Source organism: Ephemeroptericola cinctiostellae, assembly GCF_003339525.1.
Classification (GTDB): domain Bacteria; phylum Pseudomonadota; class Gammaproteobacteria; order Burkholderiales; family Burkholderiaceae; genus Hydromonas; species Hydromonas cinctiostellae.
Map to the genome: position 1 here is coordinate 296,813 of NZ_CP031124.1, position 16,983 is coordinate 313,795.

The following is a 16,983-nucleotide window of genomic DNA, read 5'->3' on the forward strand; positions in this document are numbered from 1 at the left end:
AATTTCAGATTGGAATTATTCGGACATCCTGCTTGCGCAATCCATTGTCTTACGCGTATGATAGCCCAAAAATCAACCCTAACATCGCCCTCACGATGTCGACGGTCTGCTTTGCACACACATATATTTAAAACGTTGAATGGATTTGCATGCATTCACGTTTTCCAACTTTCGCACTAGACAGGCAAGCCATGAGCAAAACCCTCATCATCGCCGAGAAACCCTCGGTCGCCAACGACATCGCCAAAGCCATCGGCGGATGCATAAAAAAAGACGACTTCCACGAAAATGACGACTTTGTCGTTGCCGCAGCAGTCGGCCACTTGCTTGAACTGATTGTGCCCGAAGAGCATGACATCAAACGTGGGAAGTGGAGCTTCACCCATTTGCCACACATTCCACCGCACTTTGACTTGCGTCCCATCGTCAAATCAGAATCCAAGCTCAAAACCTTGACCAAGCTGCTCAAGCGCAAAGACATCAGCAATGTCATCAACGCCTGCGATGCGGGGCGTGAAGGGGAGCTGATCTTCCGTTACATCATGCAGTACACCAAAGCCAAGCAACCCTCGCAACGCCTGTGGTTGCAAAGCATGACACCGACAGCGATTCGCGATGGCTTGGCGCACCTGCGCACCGACGAACAAATGTTGAACTTGGCCGATGCCGCACGCTCACGCTCAGAAGCCGACTGGCTCGTGGGCATCAATGGCACACGCGCCATGACAGCATTTAACTCCAAGGACGGTGGTTTCTTTTTGACCACGGTGGGTCGCGTGCAGACCCCCACACTGACCGTTGTGGTCGAGCGTGAAGAGGCGATTCGCGCCTTTAAATCACGCGATTATTGGGAAGTGCATGCTGAATTTGTCTGTGCCCAAGGGGTTTATAAAGGCCGTTGGTACGATCCAAAATTCAAGAAAGATGAAACCGACACCGAGCGTCGTGACTCGCGCCTGTGGAGCAAAATCGCCGCATCCACCATTGTCATGGCCTGTGAAGGTCAAAAAGGCACGGTCACAGAGGAATCCAAACCTTCCACACAAACAGCACCCGCACTGTTTGACCTGACCAGTTTGCAACGTGAAGCCAATGCCCGTTTTGGTTTCAGTGCAAAAAACACCCTTGGTTTGGCGCAAGCCTTGTATGAAAAGCACAAAGTGCTGACCTACCCGCGTACCGACTCCAAAGCACTGCCCGAAGATTATATCCCCACGGTCAAACAGACCGTTGCGATGTTGAAAGAGCAAAACAACTACACCCGTTTTGCACAGCAAATCGAGAAAAATGGCTGGGTCAAACCCAACAAACGTATTTTTGACAATTCAAAAATCTCAGATCACTTTGCGATCATTCCAACCCTGCAAGCCCCAAAAAACCTGAGCGAACCCGAACAAAAGTTGTACGATTTGGTCGTTAAACGCTTTATGGCGGTGTTTTTCCCAGTTGCAGAATACCTCGTGACCACGCGCATCACCCAAGTGTTGGCGCATCATTTCAAGACAGAAGGGCGTGTATTGGTCAATGCGGGCTGGCAAGCCATTTATGGGCGCGATGAGCAAAAAGAAGACGACATGCTCGTCGCGGTCGCCCCAGAAGAAAAAGTTAAAACAGAGCACGTCGACCTCATTGGCCTCGCCACCCGCCCGCCCGCACGCTACTCTGAAGCCACGTTGTTGTCAGCGATGGAAGGTGCGGGCAAATTATTGGATGACGAACTGCGTGAAGCCATGAGTGGCAAAGGCCTCGGCACGCCAGCGACCCGCGCCTCAATCATCGAAGGTTTATTGTTTGAAAAATACCTCGTGCGCGAAGGCCGTGAATTGATTCCAACCGCCAAAGCGTTTCAATTACTGACCTTGCTGCGCGGTCTGGGCGTCGAAGAACTGACCTCCGCCGAATTGACGGGCGACTGGGAAAATCGCCTCGCACAAATGGAACGCGGTGAAATCAAACGCGACGCATTCATGCGCGACGTGCATCAAATGGCACAAATCATCGTCAAACGTGCCAAAGAGTTCAACGCAGAAACGATTCCAGGCGATTACGCCACCCTGACCACACCGTGCCCCAATTGCGGTGGTGTCATCAAAGAAAACTACCGCCGTTTCGCCTGCACCCAATGCGAATTTTCAATGTCCAAAACCCCAGGCGGACGCACGTTTGAAGTACAAGAAGTCGAAGACCTGCTGAAAACCCGTGAAACCCCATTGTTACAGGGCTTCCGCAGCAAGATGGGACGCCCATTTGCCGCGATTTTACGGGTTGTCGAAGACAAAGAATCGCCTGCACGTTACAAAATGGAATTTGATTTTGGACAAAGCGCAGACGATGAAGAAAAACCCGATTTCAGTGCACAAACCCCCATCGGCCCTTGCCCAAAATGCGGTGGCAATGTCTTCGACGCGGGCACACGCTACACCTGTGAAAACACCTACGGTGCAGATAAAAAATGCGATTTCCGTTCAGGAAAAGTAATTTTGCAACAAGAAATCAGCCGCGAACAAATGGAAAAACTGTTAACCACAGGCCGCACCGACCTGCTCACCAGTTTCAAGTCCGCGCGCACAGGGCGGATGTTCAAAGCATTTTTGGTCAACACCAAAGGTAAAGTGGGCTTTGAGTTTGAGGCGAAAGCCCCAAAAGCAGAGAAACCCAACGCAAAAACAGCTAAAACCGATGAAGGCGTTGCGGCCGATGATGCGCCTGCGAAAGCAATTAAAGCCGTCAAATCGACGGTGAAAAAAGCAGCCAAAACAACGGTCAAAACAGCAGCTAAAACAACAAGCAAAACCTCAACTAAAACCACGGCCAAATTGGCGACCGCAAGTGCAACCAAAAAACCTGCCGTCAGAAAATCGGCAAAAACAACCGCAGAACAAGTCGAGTAAGGCGCTCAAGCCAAGCAAACCGCCAAGGCCATCCCTGAGATGCGCCTTGGCTCCCTGAGAAAGCAAACCATGTCTTCCCACGTTGAGCACATCCCTGTACCACGCAACAGCATGATTCATCACGAACTTCAAAGCGCTTCTTTTTATGATTGCCATCGGATCAGCATCGGCACATCGGATGCACCCGCATTGGCGTTGTACTTAAAAACTGTGGGTCAAACACCGGCATGGGTCGATCGTTTAATGGGGTTGCGCAACACAGTGGTGCAATGGGTGGGGTTAAAAAATTTAGGCACACTCAGCAGGATTGACCCCAATCGGCCGTTGGACAGTTATGCTATTGGGGATCGAATCGGCATCTTCACGCTGCTGGCCGTGTCCGATCAAGAGGTCATATTGGGCGATTCAGACAAACACTTGGATGTAAAAGTGTCTGTCTTAAGGCAATCTGAAGGCGACAAGCGCCACATGGCAATGTCCACCGTTGTCCATGTCCACAACACGTTGGGTCGAATTTACATGTTTTTCGTTGGCCCTGCCCACAAAATCATTGCGCCCGCAGTGGTGGCTCGATTTCCGACGGTGACTTCTAAATAAAACCGCATCACGCATCATGGATGCAAGATGACTCCACATGAAAACAGCATGTTGCGGTTCAAAAGACCACCAGCAACATGTTTTATCACAGGCGTCGGCATGCGATGCATCAAACGAGACGTGAAGCCAAAAGCATCAACGCAAAGACACGCACAAGGGACATTATGCTCAAAATCTATGGCAAAAGCACATCCATCAACGTTCGTAAAGTCCTGTGGACTTGCGTTGAGCTCAACGAACCCTTCACCCAAGAGGATTACGGTTCAGGTTTCATTTCCACGCTCACGCCTGAATTTCTCGCCATGAACCCAAACGGCATGGTGCCCGTGATTCAGGATGACGATGTGACGTTATGGGAGTCCAACGTGATTTGCCGTTACTTGGCACACCGCCGTGGTCGCGACGATTTGCTGCCAAGCACCCCCATCTCAAGGGCGAGGGTGGAGCAGTGGATGGATTGGCAAGCCAGTGAATTGAATAATTCGTGGCGCTACGCATTCATGTCTTTGGTGCGCGGCCATGCCGACTACCAAGACCCTGCACTGCTTGCGGCCGGTGTGGCCAACTGGAATCGTCACATGGCGATATTGGATGCACAATTGAATCGCACGGGTGCTTTTGTGACGGGCGAGGCATTCACATTGGCGGATGTGGTGTTGGGGTTGTCCACCCACCGCTGGATGGCCGCACCGATTGCGCATGCCAATTTGCCCGCAGTGAGGGCGTACTGCGATCGTTTGAGCACACGGGCTGGTTTTATGACGCATGGCCGCAATGGAATGCCTTGATTGCCTAGGCCATCACTTTTTGAACACCATGCTTTCACATTCTTTTAAACCCTAAAAAACACCTCCGCGCCATTCAGAGCGATTTAAGAAAACACACCTCATGTCGACACACCTGATGCACATGGCCCTCGTTGTACCGGGCTACGACGATGCCATTGCTTATTTCACACACGTGTTGGGCTTTTCATTGCTGGCCGATGAGCCTCGGGAAGCGGGTAAGCGTTGGGTTGTGGTTGGCCCCAACACATCAGCGAACAGTTGTTCTTTGCTGCTGGCACGCGCGGTCAATCCTTAACAAGCCAGCAGAGTCGGCAATCAAACAGGTGGGCGGGTGTTTTTGTTTTTACACACCGATGACTTTTGGCGCGACTATCGGGCTTATCAAACACGAGGCGTTCATTTCGTCGAACCCCCACGCGTTGAAAACTATGGGACTGTCGTGGTATTTGAAGACCCATATGGTAACCGCTGGGATTTGCTTCAAATGAACCCCAAAAATGAGGGGCATGTGCAAGAATGAAACCACGACAAGCGAGCCATTGAAGGCGGATCACGCACGGATGGCAATCAAGTGGACACTGACGGTATGATTTGCACACATTAACCCTCTTTTTTGTGCGACAGCGTGCCCCATCAATGCGATAATTCACCCCTTGAGGTATCACTGACCCATTTACTTTTAAGGATTTTTCAACATGCCTTTCAATCCCGACGTTAAAGACCTTTACGAGCAGATTGCGACCATTTCCCCGAACTTAAAAGCGGGCATTATTGCGGAAGCGTTGCCGCACATTCGCCGCTTTCAGGGCAAAACCATCGTCATCAAATACGGTGGCAACGCGATGACCGACAAATATTTACAAGAGTGTTTTGCGCGTGATGTGGTGTTGCTTAAATTGGTTGGGATTCAACCGATTGTGGTGCATGGCGGTGGCCCGCAAATTGAAGCGGCATTGACCCGTGTGGGCATTAAAGGTCAATTCATTCAAGGCATGCGCGTGACCGATGAAGACACGATGGACATCGTTGAATCGGTTCTGGCGGGTCAGGTGCAAGGCGACATCGTTGGTTTGATTAACCACGCAGGCGGTGCAGCAGTTGGTTTATCAGGGCGTGACGGCAATTTGATTCAGGTTAAAAAGCTGTATTTGCAAGACATCAAAGACCCATCGGTGCAACATGACATCGGCTTGGTCGGCGATGTGACCCAGGTGAATCCTGCGGCGGTGACCGCACTCATTAACGGCGGCTTTATTCCCGTGATTTCACCGATTGGCACCGATGAAAACAACGTGTCCTACAACATCAATGCCGATGTGGTTGCAGGTGAGTTGGCGCGAACACTGGATGCAGAAAAATTGGTGATGTTGACCAACATCAAAGGTGTGCTTGATCAAGAAGGCAATTTGATGAGTCAATTAAACGCCAGTAAGATCGATGAGCTGGTCGCCAATGGCACGCTGTCGGGTGGCATGCTGCCAAAAATTTCATCGGCATTGGATGCCGCCAAAAGCGGTGTGAATTCAGTGCACATCATTGATGGCCGTGTGCCGCATTGCATGCTGCTGGAAATCTTGACCGATACTGGTGTGGGTACGATGATCACCCAATGAGCGCTTGCATTGTGACCATCAAACTTTAAACCATCCGATTTTAATCATCACCCCGCTAAGCTTCATTTTGTGATGAAGCACATGGCGATTGATGCTTTTTTTACATTGCCCATTGAGGTGGTGCATCAGCACCGCCTCAATGGACGCATTTTTTAGGATAACCATGCTTCCAATCTATGCTCAAGTCCCCCAATGTGAGCTGTGCAACACAACGGGCGGGGAATTGGTTTGGCGCAATGCCGACTTGCGCGTGATCATGGTCAATGACCCACATTTTGTGGGCTTTGTACGCGTGGTGTGGCACGAACACGTGGCCGAAATGACGAACCTCACCCCAGCCCAGCGTCATATGTTATTGGACGTTGTGTTCACTGTTGAACAGGTCATGCGCGATGTTTTATCGCCCACAAAAATCAACCTGGCCAGTTTGGGCAACATGACCCCGCACTTGCACTGGCATGTCATCCCCAGATTCGCCACCGACGTGAACTTCCCCAATCCCGTTTGGGCTTTAACCCAAACACAAGCAGCACAAACCGCTCAACCCTGCGTTTCTAAAGCGCAATACGACACACTGGTCAATGCCCTGCGCATTGCGTTATGGGCTTAATCAACGGCACTAAAAGCTTGGCAAGAAAATGCAGAAGAGGTCTATTGCATTCACAAGTAATCCAATAAGGTGAAGTCTAAAAACGGTTTACTGACAACCCATTAAACCTGCTGGGTTTATTTCCAAAGGGTTTCGACAGAACCCCTCAATCAAGCCAAGAATAGCCAAGCATTCAGTCACCATGCAGGTCGATTCCCGATCGGTTGTCACATCGGCTTAAAAAACAATACGGTCAACAACACAAACAATGGGATTAAAATACCAAACGACCACGCCATATAACCAAAAAACGATGGCATTTTCAAACCGCTGTGTTCTGCAATCGATTTCACCATAAAATTGGGGGCATTCCCGATATAGCTCAAAGCGCCCATGAACACAGCCCCCGCTGAAATTGCAGCCAAAGTGCTGGCATAATCCGTGGTCAAATGCGCAACATCGCCACCCGCCAAATTGAAAAACACCAAGTAGGTCGGTGCATTGTCCAAAAAGCCAGACAACAAGCCAGTCGCCCAAAAATAATGGCTGTCAATTGGTGTACCACTGGCATCGTGAACCAAATGCACCAATCGCACAAAAGGCCCCTCTACGCCCGCTTGCAACATGGCGATCACTGGTGCAATGGTGATAAAAATGGCGATAAATAATTTTGCCACTTCAAAGACAGGTTCAAAATTAAATTGATTTTTGATCCGAATGCTTCGTGCTGTCGTCACCCATGACAGCCATGCCATCGCCACCAAACCCACATCACGCACCAAACTGGGCAAACCCACAGTGGTGCCCAACACATTAAAGTCCACATCCGATTTCCAGAGACCGCTTAATAAAACAAAGAAAATCGCCCCCAACAACCAGACAAAATTCAACTGACCATCAAAACCAATGCCATGGGTATCAGGTGTGGGATCCATGATTTCAGGTAAATCTTCTTCTCGTCTGTGGTAATAATAACGATCAATCATATAAAACAAGCCCAGCAGAATCACCACAGATAAGCATGTTTCAAAAAATATATACTGCAAAGTCCACAAAAATGGCACACCGTTCAAAAACCCCAAAAACAATGGGGGATCGCCCAAAGGCGTCAATGAGCCACCAATATTGGCCACCAAAAAGATAAAAAACACCACCACATGGACTTTGTGTTGCCGATTGTCATTGGCGCGCAACAATGGACGAATCAAAAGCATGGATGCACCCGTTGTACCCATCACGCTGGCCAACACCGCACCCGCAAATAGAATCGCCACGTTAACCTCGGGACTGCCGTGCAGGTTGCCGCGCACATAAACACCACCTGAAATGATGAACAAACTGGCAATCAATACAATAAACGGGATGTACTCCGCCAACAATGCGTGTGCCACCACACGCAACACCTCATCCAGCCCAAAATAGCCCATGGCAGGAAGTAAAAACGCCGCAGACCACCCCACAGCAATTTTACCGAAATGATGGTGCCAAAACTGAGGGGCAATAAGGGGAAAGAGGGCGATTGACAACAACACACCAGCAAATGGCAATGCCCAAGACAAACTGATGTGCGTCATACCCACACCCGCAGCACATGCAACGTTGGCATTTAAACACATCCACACAACCATCAAAAATTTCCACATACCCACCGCCATTGTCATCTCGAATTTGATCTAAAACGCATTTTGCGCACACACCATGCCAACATCGGCACGCACCTCAGCATAAAGCATAAAACAACAATTGATGTGCAAAAATGTAAATTTTACGCACAAAAAAGCGAGCTAATGCTCGCATTTTTTGCTGAGGTAACTTGTAAAGTCAGTGCACCATCCAGCCGCCTGAGATGATGCACCCTTGTGTCATGTACGTCTCAATTACAGGTGATGATCCATGGTTGCCACGGCTTCTGCTTGGATATCCAAAGCACGTTTAGCCGCTTGATCTTCAGGCAACAATTCACCTTCCCATTTTGCCACAACAGCTGAAGCAATAGAGTTACCCACCGCATTGGTTGCAGAACGACCCATGTCAAGGAAACGATCCACACCCAAGATCAACAACATGCCTTCAACAGGTAAGCCAAATTGTGCCAATGTACCTGCAATCACCACCAGTGAAGCCGATGGAATGCCTGCCATGCCTTTTGAAGTCACCATCAACGTGAACAACATGGCGATCTGTGTACCCATAGGCAACTCAATGCCATAAAACTGAGCAATAAACAATGATGCGAAAGTGCAATACATCATTGAGCCATCCAAGTTGAACGAGTAACCCAAAGGCATCACGAAACTTGAAATTTTACGAGAAACGCCGAAACGATCCAATGCATCCAAAATTTTTGGATAAGCCGCTTCAGAAGATGCTGTTGCAAAAGACAAGAAAAATGCTTCTTTCACTTCGCGCATCAACGTGAACACACGTTTGCCCAAGAACACGTAACCAACAGCGATCAACAAAGCCCACAAGACAAACAATGCGATGTAGAACGAGCCCATGAATTTGCCATAAGTGACCAATACAGACAAACCTTTTTCAGCAACAACACTGGAAATGGCTGCAAATACGGCCAAAGGCGCTGCTTTCATCACATAGCCCGTCAATTTGATCATCACGTGTGACAATTGATCAAGCAAGTCGACCAAGCCTTGGCCTTTTTTGCCTAAAGCACCCAAAGCCACACCGAAGAACACAGAGAAGAACACGATCTGCAACAGTTTATTGCCTGCAGCAGCATCCGCAAATGACGTTGGAATCAATTGAGCGGTGATGAACGCCACAAAGCCTGAGTCTTTTACGCCTTGAGAGAAGCCCGCTAATTTATCCTTGCCCGCAGCGATTTGTTCAGGTGTTAAGGCCGTCAAAGTACTGCCGACACCAGGTTGGAACAAGTTGGCGAAAATCAAGCCCAAAAACAGTGACACAATAGAAGCAGTGACAAACCACAACAAAGCTTTCAGACCCACGCGACCCACGGCTGAGCCTTGACCCATTTGAGCGATACCAACCACCAGTGTCGAGAAAACCAACGGTGCGATGATCATTTTGATTGCGCGCAAGAAGAGGGTCGACAACAAGCCGACATAAGACATGTCAATCATAATCATTTTTTGATTGACCAACCAACCAAAAATGATGCCCAAAATCATTGCGATCACAATGTATGCTGCTAAGCGACCGCTGCCGCTTTTTGCATTGCTATTAATATTAGCCATAATATTTCCTTTTACTTTTATGTGACACTTATTTTTAAGGGGTGGCGCTTGACTGTCTCCCCCATGCTATTATTACTTTACGGCTTACCTCAACCGATCGAGACACGAAGTCCAAAATAGATTAAACGGTTGTTTTTATGCAAATTACACATTCCAACCACATTCATCTACCCGAAACGATATGGCATTATAAAGTCAGATAAGGTTTTTTCAACACTTAATCCTGCACAAACCGCAAAATGATAAAGTTTGTGGCAAACCTATGCTTTTTAATGTGAATTTATGGTGTAAAACGACACAATGACGTAATTAATTTCACACCAAAATCGAAACACAGTTGCATTTATTAAAAGACAACGCTGAAAAATGACTTATTTGATCACTATTTGCCCGTTTTTTGTGCGACAAGCTCCTTTTTCCTTCAGAAAACCCAACCTGCCAACAATCAAATAGGGACGCAATATGACAGGCCTCATCCTTTCAAAAGCAGCCAACATTTACCTCAAATTGAGTGAAGCGCACGGTTTAGATGCCTCCACATGGCATGCCTTCGCTCAAGTTGAGGCTTTACGTGAACTTTCTATCGAAAAACGTCAGCAGATCACATGGATGTTGGCCGAACCCAATCTGGCAACAGATGCGATTGCCATGCTGCCCAACCTCAAATGGTTGCAGTCGACGTGGGCGGGCATTGATCGTTTGCTGGGGGCGGGGTCACCCAAACACTTTACATTGACCAACATCAAAGGTCTTTTTGCCCCCCTCATGTCTGAGTATGCATTGAGCCACATTTTGGCACATGAGCGACAGCTGTTGACACACCACGATGCATTCACCCGCCGCACATGGCATGAGCACACCACGGGTGTCATCCGTGGAAAAACAGTGATGTTGCTGGGCATGGGTTCCATTGGGGGCGGTATGGCGCATATTTTTAAAGCTTTGGGATTGCATGTCATCGGCATCATGCATACGCCACGCCCCGTACCTGGAGTGGATGAAGTGGGGGCGTTGAAGGATTTGGCGATACTGCTGCCGCGAGCCGATTACGTGATTAATGTTCTACCCAACACCCCAGATACCCAAGATATTTTTGATGCCGCTTTTTTCGCACAAATGCCCACGCACGCACTGTTCATGAATGTGGGTCGTGGGCAGTCGGTGATTGAAGCTGATTTGGCCGAAGCGTTGCAGACGGGCGTCATTGCCGCTGCGGTGTTGGATGTGTACCGCAACGAACCGCTGCCCATTGATCATGTGTTTTGGGACACGCCTCACTTGACGTTGACTTCACACACCGCCGCCCCGAGCTTTCCCGAAGAAGTATTTGAAATATTCAAAGACAATTTGGAACGTTTTTCAACGGGTCAAGCGCTGTGCCATGTGGTGGATTTCAATAAGGGCTATTAAAAACATCAAAGAAAGACATCAAAGGGCGGTCAGAAAGCATTTTTTAGGCCGCCCTTGCAGCCCTCACATGAGCAAACGGGCGACTCCCGCACTTTCTAGAATCAATCAAAAAGCAAGAAATCTCGCATTAAGCGGTTTGGTGACGGGCTTGACGAGCCAAGGCGGCATCGGTGTGCTGTTTGGTTTCAATAGTTAAACCGCGTTTCATCCACGGCAGTTTACCTTGAGAGCCACTGTTGACGTAGTCATCGGTGACGGCATCGCGCATGCGTTCATGAGAGCTGACCTCACCGTGCGCCATCAGCCAATTGGCCACCTCGGTGAACAGTGTTTCGAGGGGAATGCTGTGACTGCGCTGCCATGTGTTGTGCAAATATTGCGACAGGCTGTGAAACCGTTGATACGGCGAGTCGGCCAAAATGAGCGGCAAGGTTTGCGTGAAACGTCCCGAATTCGCAATGCCATCCCAATATTTGGCAAAATGCTTGAATTCATCCAACTCTTCTTTGCTCACATCTTTGTTGCTGATGATTTCATACGGCGTTGTGTCGCTGTACAGCATTTGGAAAGGTTCGGTGTGGCGAATGATCGGCGTACCGCGTAAACGTTTTAAAATCCCCAGTTGAATCTCATGCGCGCGCCAACTGTACAGACGATCAAATCCTTCGGCAAAACTCACCATCGTCTCACTGGGCAAACCGGCAATCAAGTCAACATGCAAATGCGCTTGGCTGTGGTCACGCAACCACGTGATGTTGTCGTAAGCCTTGTCCAAATTGGTTTTACGGGAAATGTGCTTTTGCACCGTGGTATTCAAGGTTTGAATGCCCAATTCAAATTGCAAGCTGCCCGCTGGAAAGGCGCTGATGGCATCTTTCAACATGTCAGGCAAGTGATCAGGAATCACTTCAAAGTGAGCGAACAATGGATCATCGGGTGCGGCGTTGATTTTCCCTAAAAAGAAATCAAGGATGCGGCGACCCGTTTCAGGCTTGAGGTTGAATGTGCGATCCACAAATTTAAAAGTGCGCGCACCACGGGCATAGAGCTTGTCCATTTCGACCAAAAAGGGATCAAGCTCAAAGCCCCATGCCGTTTTGTCCAAACTTGACAAGCAAAACTCACACTTGAACGGGCAACCGCGTGACGCCTCAACATAAATGTTGCGGTGTTTCAAATCATCATCCGTATACAGGTGATAGGGCATGACCAAATCATCCAACTTCGCCTGCACACCCACATGGACTTTCATCAAGGGCTTGGGGCCATGAATCAAAGCATCAAACAATTTCAGTAGGGTGATTTCCCCCCAGCCCGTGACCACATAATCAGCGACTTGGGTGATTTCTTGCTGCTCGACTTCATAGGACACCTCTGGCCCACCCACGACAATGATGAGTTCTGGTGCTGCGATTTTCAGTGCTTTAATCAAAGCCAAGGTTTCATTCACATTCCAAATGTACACGCCAAAGCCAATGATGCGAGGTGAATCACTGAGCAAATCGGCCACCATGGCATTGATGGGGGACTTAATCGTGTATTCAGCCAAGCGTGTGTAAGCTGCATGCTCACGCAAATTGGCAAGTAGGTAGCGCAAGCCAAGCGAAGCATGCGAAAAACGGGCGTTGAGGGTCGAGAGGGTAATCATGCCGACATTATACTTGATGTCGAACACATCGACGACCCAGCCGATCCAGCGATGCGATGAATGCCCATTATTTATAATGATTGATAACGCCCATTTTAAACGGGCATTGATTTTCATCGGATGATGACTTCACCAAACAAATAGCAGCTTGGTCTCACTTCGTTAACCCCCATAAAAACGGGGATTTATTTTTTCGAAACAGTTATAAATGGCAATAAAATCCAAGTAATCGCTCGGTTGTCGCTGTTGTCGCCGCATGTGGCTGTGTTATAGTGATTGACCATCTTTTGAGGCCACCATGACCGATCATTCCAGCTCCGCCCCCACCCATTCAGACACTTCACCACTCATTCATTGGCTTGAAAATAGCAATCCACACAGCGCATCGTGGCGTTCCGAAAATGGCTCTCCGCCGCCCAAACGCGTGGTCTTGGCCGACGACACCCTGAATGCCGATGTGGCTTATCGACTCGCCTGCGAAGGCACGGCCTTGTTGTGGCGAGGGGATTACCAAAACGCACGGCAATTGTTGCAAGCCTTGGGACGTCGAATCGACAAGAAGCCCAAAAAAAACAAAGCCGCCACCGCGCCCATCAGCGCAAAAGATGCATTCAATCTGCATCGGCAAGCGCAAGCGCAACGTGCACGCGTGTTGGGTATGTTGCTGTTACCACTCAACATGGACTACAGCATCCCACTGCGACGTGCACCCGATGTACATGCGGCGTGCGTTGAGGCCTATGGCACAACAGACTCCGATGCCGTTGTGTCCTTGCGCGAAATCCTTGGCCTCATTGGCGCCCATGAGTGGCGTAAAAAAGGAGTGGATGTGCCCGCGACAGGTGGTCGAATTCACCCTTATTACGGCGTGTTTTCGCCCGTTCGTGGCGAGTACATTGAGCTCGTTGCGCAAGCACCGTTGCCCTCGAAAACCTTGGCGTTTGACATTGGCACAGGCACAGGCGTTCTCGCTGCAGTGCTTGCCAAACGGGGGGTGCAGCACATCGTGGCGACCGACCTCAACCCACGCGCACTTGATTGTGCCTCTGAAAATATGAATCGCCTCGGTTTTGCCTATCAAGTTGAATTTCAACAAACAGATTTATTCCCCGAAGGGCGTGCACCTTTAATTGTGTGCAACCCGCCGTGGCTGCCCGCCCGTCCGAATGCGGCGATTGAATATGCCCTGTACGACTTCAATAGCCTCATGTTAAAGGGCTTTTTGAACGGCTTGCGGCAACATTTAACCGACGATGGCGAAGCTTGGCTGATTTTATCGGACTTGGCCGAGCACTTGGGTTTGCGCACACGAGAAGAATTGTTGAGTTGGTTCACGCACGCGGGGGCGAGCGTCATTGACCGGCACGATGCACGTCCCAAGCATGGCAAAGCATTTGATCGGGATGACCCATTGCATCAGGCGCGCTCAAAAGAGGTGACCTCTTTGTGGCGTTTGAGCTTACAACATTAACATCAAACCTGTCATGGCGATGTTCGCATGCCCATGATGAAAAAACAGCCAAGTTTTCACTTGGCTGTTTTCATGTGGTTGCATTTTAAAACATCACAGCACGTCTATACAGGTACAACACACTTCTTCATACAACTGTTTTGAGTGGCTTGACATGGTTCGCTCGCATGCGACCGAACCACCTTAAATGCAGCCGCTCACGATCACTTGATTTTATCAACAGTCACGAAAGCTTTATTTTTCTCTTCTTGGATGGTGATCATGGTGTCTTTACGCTCACCCGTTGCATCGTCAAATGAGATTGGGCCGCTCAAACCTGTGGCCGTGATGCCCTTCATTGCAGCCGCCACTTTTGCGGGTTCAGTTGAGCCTGCTTTTTTAACCGCTTCAACCAAAGTCAACACCGCATCGTAAGCAAATGGGGCAAAACCTTGTACTTTTTGACCCGCAAAACGTTTTTCAAAACGTTCTTTGAATGATGCGCCTTCTTTCATTTCAGCCAATGGCACGCCAGTTACTGAACAAATAGTGCCTTCAGCCGCTTCACCTGCCAAAGAGATGTAATTGTCTGTGCACACGGCATCAGGCATCAACAACAATGATTTCAGACCCAATTCACGTGCTTGTTTTGAGAATGTAGCAGCCGTGTCATCCAAGCCACCCCACATCACCGCATCAGCGCCCGCACCTTTGATTTTTGTCAAAATATTTTTGAAGTCGGTCGTTTTGTCTGTGGCCGCATCATGAGAAACAACAGTCAAACCGAGTTCTTTTGCTTTTTTCTCAACTTGATCAGCCATGCCTTTACCATACGTGGTCGCGTCGTCCACGATGGCAATGGTTTTCACGCCTTTTTTCTGTGCATACACGGCCAACGCTGGGCCTTGCATGCCATCATGAGCCACCATGCGGTACATCAACGTGCCACCACTCTCAGATTTTGATGCTTTAACAGTCACATCAGGGTTGGTGGCTGACGGCGTGATCGCCACCAAACCTGCTTTTGCATAAATAGGCTGAGCCGCCATGGTCACACCTGAATTGTAGTGACCGATCACAGCAGAGATGTTTTTGTCATCTGCAATTTTTTGGGCAACAATCGTACCTTGTTTTGGATCCGCACCGTCGTCTTCAGAAATGAGTTCAAGCATGTATTTTTTGCCTGCAACCTCAACACCGCCTTTTGCATTCACTTCTTCTACAGCCAGCTGTGCACCCGCTTGATTGTCTTTACCTGCATTTGCAGTGCCACCAGACAATGGGCTCACGCTTGCAATTTTAATCACGTTTGCACCAGCAGCAGCGCTGCCTTCGGCTTTTTTCTCATCTTTTGCACCACCGCAAGCGGCCAAAGAAAAAGCAGCAGCAACGGCAGCAGCCAAGCTTAATTTATTGAACAACATGTGAATCTCCTTGAAGGTTAAATACCAATTTAAGTTATACGTACTGTCATGTTAATGGTCATGGAAGCCAGAACGATGGGCGCAGTTTAAGTCAATAAACCGCCTTTAATTTACCTTTTTTGCAGCATTTTGCACCATTTTGGTGACAAAACACGACAACATCAATTAAAGGGTCACTATAAGCATTCGCTTAAATCACCACCCGCACGATCCTAAAGCCCCTACACAGCGTGAGACATTGTAGAGCCAGTTTGTTTGCACAAAATCTGCTTTTTCACAAAAAATTCACAATTTAATTTCTTTTTATCCATTTTCTCAAAATTAAATTTCACCAAGGGGTAAAAAATTTCACTTCTTTAAAGTGGATGCCCATTGACGAACATCATGGACTCATTTTTCAGCATTTTGTACCACACTTCATTGTCCGTCAACGGCGCCGTTGCAATCACAGCGACACGGTCATCGGGGGTGGTGTGATCGGCAAAATCAATCAACACGTCGGTGTCCAACAAATGAGCCGTTGTAAAGGGATGCTCGCGAACAATAAAATACAAATTCGTGGAGCAGTGCGCCCACATCACTTGGCCATTCGACAAACAAAAATTAAACACACCAAAACGGGCAACGTCCGCGGCAATGGGCTTCAATGCCGCATTAATTTCCACGGGGGTTGGCGGATTGGCAGCGGTCCGCCCCTCAAACACACGACGCAGCTCTTGTAAAATATAACAAAAAGCCCGTTCACTGTCGGTCGAACCAATCGGGCTGTACAGCCCATCCAACTCAGGATGAAAATCAATCAAATTGCCATTGTGTGCAAACACCCAATGCCGTCCCCACATTTCACGCACAAAAGGGTGACAATTTTGCAAGTTCACTTCACCTTGGGTTGCCTTGCGAATATGCGCAATCACATTCAAGGATTTAATCGGATATGAGCGCACCAAATGAGCCACAGGTGATGTGGCCGATGGTTGGCAATCCATCAGCAAACGACAAGCACGCTCTTCAAAAAAAGCGATGCCCCACCCATCGGTGTGGTGATCAGTCGTGCCGCCCCGTTGGGTAAAGCCTTCAAAAGAAAACACGATGTCCGTGGGTGTGTTGCAATTCATTCCGAGCAGTTGGCACATGGCAATACAATCAATCCATTAAAAATCAATAAAAAAGAGGTGTGGACTCCAGTGTATCGAAAATAAAAAGCCTTCGCATAAAAACTGTCGCACAATGATTGTGCAGCGGCTCATGCCCCCATCAATGCCAGCACACATTGAATGTCGCACATAAAAAAACGCACTCGTCATTCAAAAAAGCCCTCACATTACGAGGGCTTTTTTGAATGGTTAAAACACGTC

12 protein-coding genes and 1 pseudogene are annotated in these 16,983 nt (G+C 48.7%); 8 read left to right on the plus strand and 5 right to left on the minus strand.

The window, feature by feature from the left end; all coding sequences use genetic code 11:
- Positions 1 to 191: 191 nt before the first annotated feature.
- The 6 genes and pseudogenes from DTO96_RS01530 to DTO96_RS01555 all read left to right on the plus strand — a co-directional run bounded on the left by DTO96_RS01530 (position 192) and on the right by DTO96_RS01555 (position 6,499).
- Positions 192 to 2,891, plus strand: a complete 2,700-nt coding sequence (locus DTO96_RS01530) for a DNA topoisomerase III (RefSeq protein ID WP_114563872.1) — start codon at positions 192 to 194, stop codon at positions 2,889 to 2,891.
- A 69-nt stretch (positions 2,892 to 2,960) separates the two neighbouring features.
- Positions 2,961 to 3,488 carry a DUF2867 domain-containing protein gene (locus DTO96_RS01535; protein WP_114561883.1) on the plus strand — a complete coding sequence of 176 codons (528 nt, stop codon included), beginning with the start codon at positions 2,961 to 2,963 and terminating at the stop codon, positions 3,486 to 3,488.
- 164 nt (positions 3,489 to 3,652) lie between these two features.
- Positions 3,653 to 4,276 (plus strand): glutathione S-transferase family protein, encoded by a 624-nt coding sequence (locus DTO96_RS01540; RefSeq protein WP_114561884.1) that lies wholly within the window; start codon positions 3,653 to 3,655, stop codon positions 4,274 to 4,276.
- 121 nt (positions 4,277 to 4,397) lie between these two features.
- Positions 4,398 to 4,796, plus strand: a pseudogene (locus DTO96_RS13090) (VOC family protein).
- Between the two features lie 175 nt (positions 4,797 to 4,971).
- Entirely contained in the window at positions 4,972 to 5,889 is a 918-nt protein-coding gene (argB, locus tag DTO96_RS01550; RefSeq protein WP_114561885.1) for an acetylglutamate kinase, read from the plus strand.
- A gap of 163 nt (positions 5,890 to 6,052) precedes the next feature.
- A complete protein-coding gene (locus tag DTO96_RS01555; protein WP_114561886.1) occupies positions 6,053 to 6,499 on the plus strand; it encodes an HIT family protein in 447 nt (148 codons plus the stop codon).
- 206 nt (positions 6,500 to 6,705) lie between these two features.
- Here the strand turns inward: DTO96_RS01555 and DTO96_RS01560 are convergent, their stop codons facing one another.
- Positions 6,706 to 8,121: a sodium:proton antiporter gene (locus DTO96_RS01560; RefSeq protein WP_114561887.1), complete on the minus strand. Its 1,416-nt coding sequence runs from the start codon at positions 8,119 to 8,121 to the stop codon at positions 6,706 to 6,708.
- Positions 8,122 to 8,355: 234 nt separating this feature from the next.
- Positions 8,356 to 9,696: a dicarboxylate/amino acid:cation symporter gene (locus tag DTO96_RS01565; RefSeq protein WP_114561888.1), complete on the minus strand. Its 1,341-nt coding sequence runs from the start codon at positions 9,694 to 9,696 to the stop codon at positions 8,356 to 8,358.
- Positions 9,697 to 10,158: 462 nt separating this feature from the next.
- On the opposite strand from DTO96_RS01565, the gene DTO96_RS01570 reads away from it, so the two are divergent.
- On the plus strand, positions 10,159 to 11,106 hold the full coding sequence (locus tag DTO96_RS01570) for a D-2-hydroxyacid dehydrogenase (protein ID WP_114561889.1): 948 nt from the start codon (positions 10,159 to 10,161) through the stop codon (positions 11,104 to 11,106).
- Positions 11,107 to 11,233: 127 nt separating this feature from the next.
- On the opposite strand, the gene DTO96_RS01575 is transcribed toward DTO96_RS01570, so the two are convergent.
- Entirely contained in the window at positions 11,234 to 12,871 is a 1,638-nt protein-coding gene (locus DTO96_RS01575; RefSeq protein WP_225972531.1) for a B12-binding domain-containing radical SAM protein, read from the minus strand.
- Positions 12,872 to 13,052: 181 nt separating this feature from the next.
- Between DTO96_RS01575 and DTO96_RS01580 the strand changes: the two genes are divergently transcribed.
- Positions 13,053 to 14,225 carry a methyltransferase gene (locus DTO96_RS01580; RefSeq protein ID WP_114561890.1) on the plus strand — a complete coding sequence of 391 codons (1,173 nt, stop codon included), beginning with the start codon at positions 13,053 to 13,055 and terminating at the stop codon, positions 14,223 to 14,225.
- Positions 14,226 to 14,428: 203 nt separating this feature from the next.
- On the opposite strand, the gene DTO96_RS01585 is transcribed toward DTO96_RS01580, so the two are convergent.
- Complete coding sequence (locus DTO96_RS01585; RefSeq protein ID WP_114561891.1) at positions 14,429 to 15,628, minus strand: branched-chain amino acid ABC transporter substrate-binding protein; 1,200 nt, start codon at positions 15,626 to 15,628, stop codon at positions 14,429 to 14,431.
- Positions 15,629 to 15,984: 356 nt separating this feature from the next.
- The gene (locus DTO96_RS01590) at positions 15,985 to 16,761 is read right to left on the minus strand and encodes a class II glutamine amidotransferase (RefSeq protein ID WP_114561892.1); all 777 of its coding nucleotides are present in this window, start codon (positions 16,759 to 16,761) and stop codon (positions 15,985 to 15,987) included.
- Between the last annotated feature and the right edge of the window lie 222 nt (positions 16,762 to 16,983).

What these genes read in the sequence shown, in the direction of transcription:
- DTO96_RS01585 (WP_114561891.1), bottom strand. Translation starts at nt 15,628, where the DNA reads ATGTTGTTCAATAAATTAAGCTTGGCTGCTGCCGTTGCTGCTGCTTTT.
- DTO96_RS01530 (WP_114563872.1), top strand. Translation starts at nt 192, where the DNA reads ATGAGCAAAACCCTCATCATCGCCGAGAAACCCTCGGTCGCCAACGAC.
- DTO96_RS01555 (WP_114561886.1), top strand. Translation starts at nt 6,053, where the DNA reads ATGCTTCCAATCTATGCTCAAGTCCCCCAATGTGAGCTGTGCAACACA.
- DTO96_RS01565 (WP_114561888.1), bottom strand. Translation starts at nt 9,696, where the DNA reads ATGGCTAATATTAATAGCAATGCAAAAAGCGGCAGCGGTCGCTTAGCA.
- DTO96_RS01590 (WP_114561892.1), bottom strand. Translation starts at nt 16,761, where the DNA reads ATGTGCCAACTGCTCGGAATGAATTGCAACACACCCACGGACATCGTG.
- DTO96_RS01535 (WP_114561883.1), top strand. Translation starts at nt 2,961, where the DNA reads ATGTCTTCCCACGTTGAGCACATCCCTGTACCACGCAACAGCATGATT.
- DTO96_RS01570 (WP_114561889.1), top strand. Translation starts at nt 10,159, where the DNA reads ATGACAGGCCTCATCCTTTCAAAAGCAGCCAACATTTACCTCAAATTG.
- DTO96_RS01580 (WP_114561890.1), top strand. Translation starts at nt 13,053, where the DNA reads ATGACCGATCATTCCAGCTCCGCCCCCACCCATTCAGACACTTCACCA.
- argB (WP_114561885.1), top strand. Translation starts at nt 4,972, where the DNA reads ATGCCTTTCAATCCCGACGTTAAAGACCTTTACGAGCAGATTGCGACC.
- DTO96_RS01575 (WP_225972531.1), bottom strand. Translation starts at nt 12,871, where the DNA reads ATGAAAATCAATGCCCGTTTAAAATGGGCGTTATCAATCATTATAAAT.
- DTO96_RS01540 (WP_114561884.1), top strand. Translation starts at nt 3,653, where the DNA reads ATGCTCAAAATCTATGGCAAAAGCACATCCATCAACGTTCGTAAAGTC.
- DTO96_RS01560 (WP_114561887.1), bottom strand. Translation starts at nt 8,121, where the DNA reads ATGTGGAAATTTTTGATGGTTGTGTGGATGTGTTTAAATGCCAACGTT.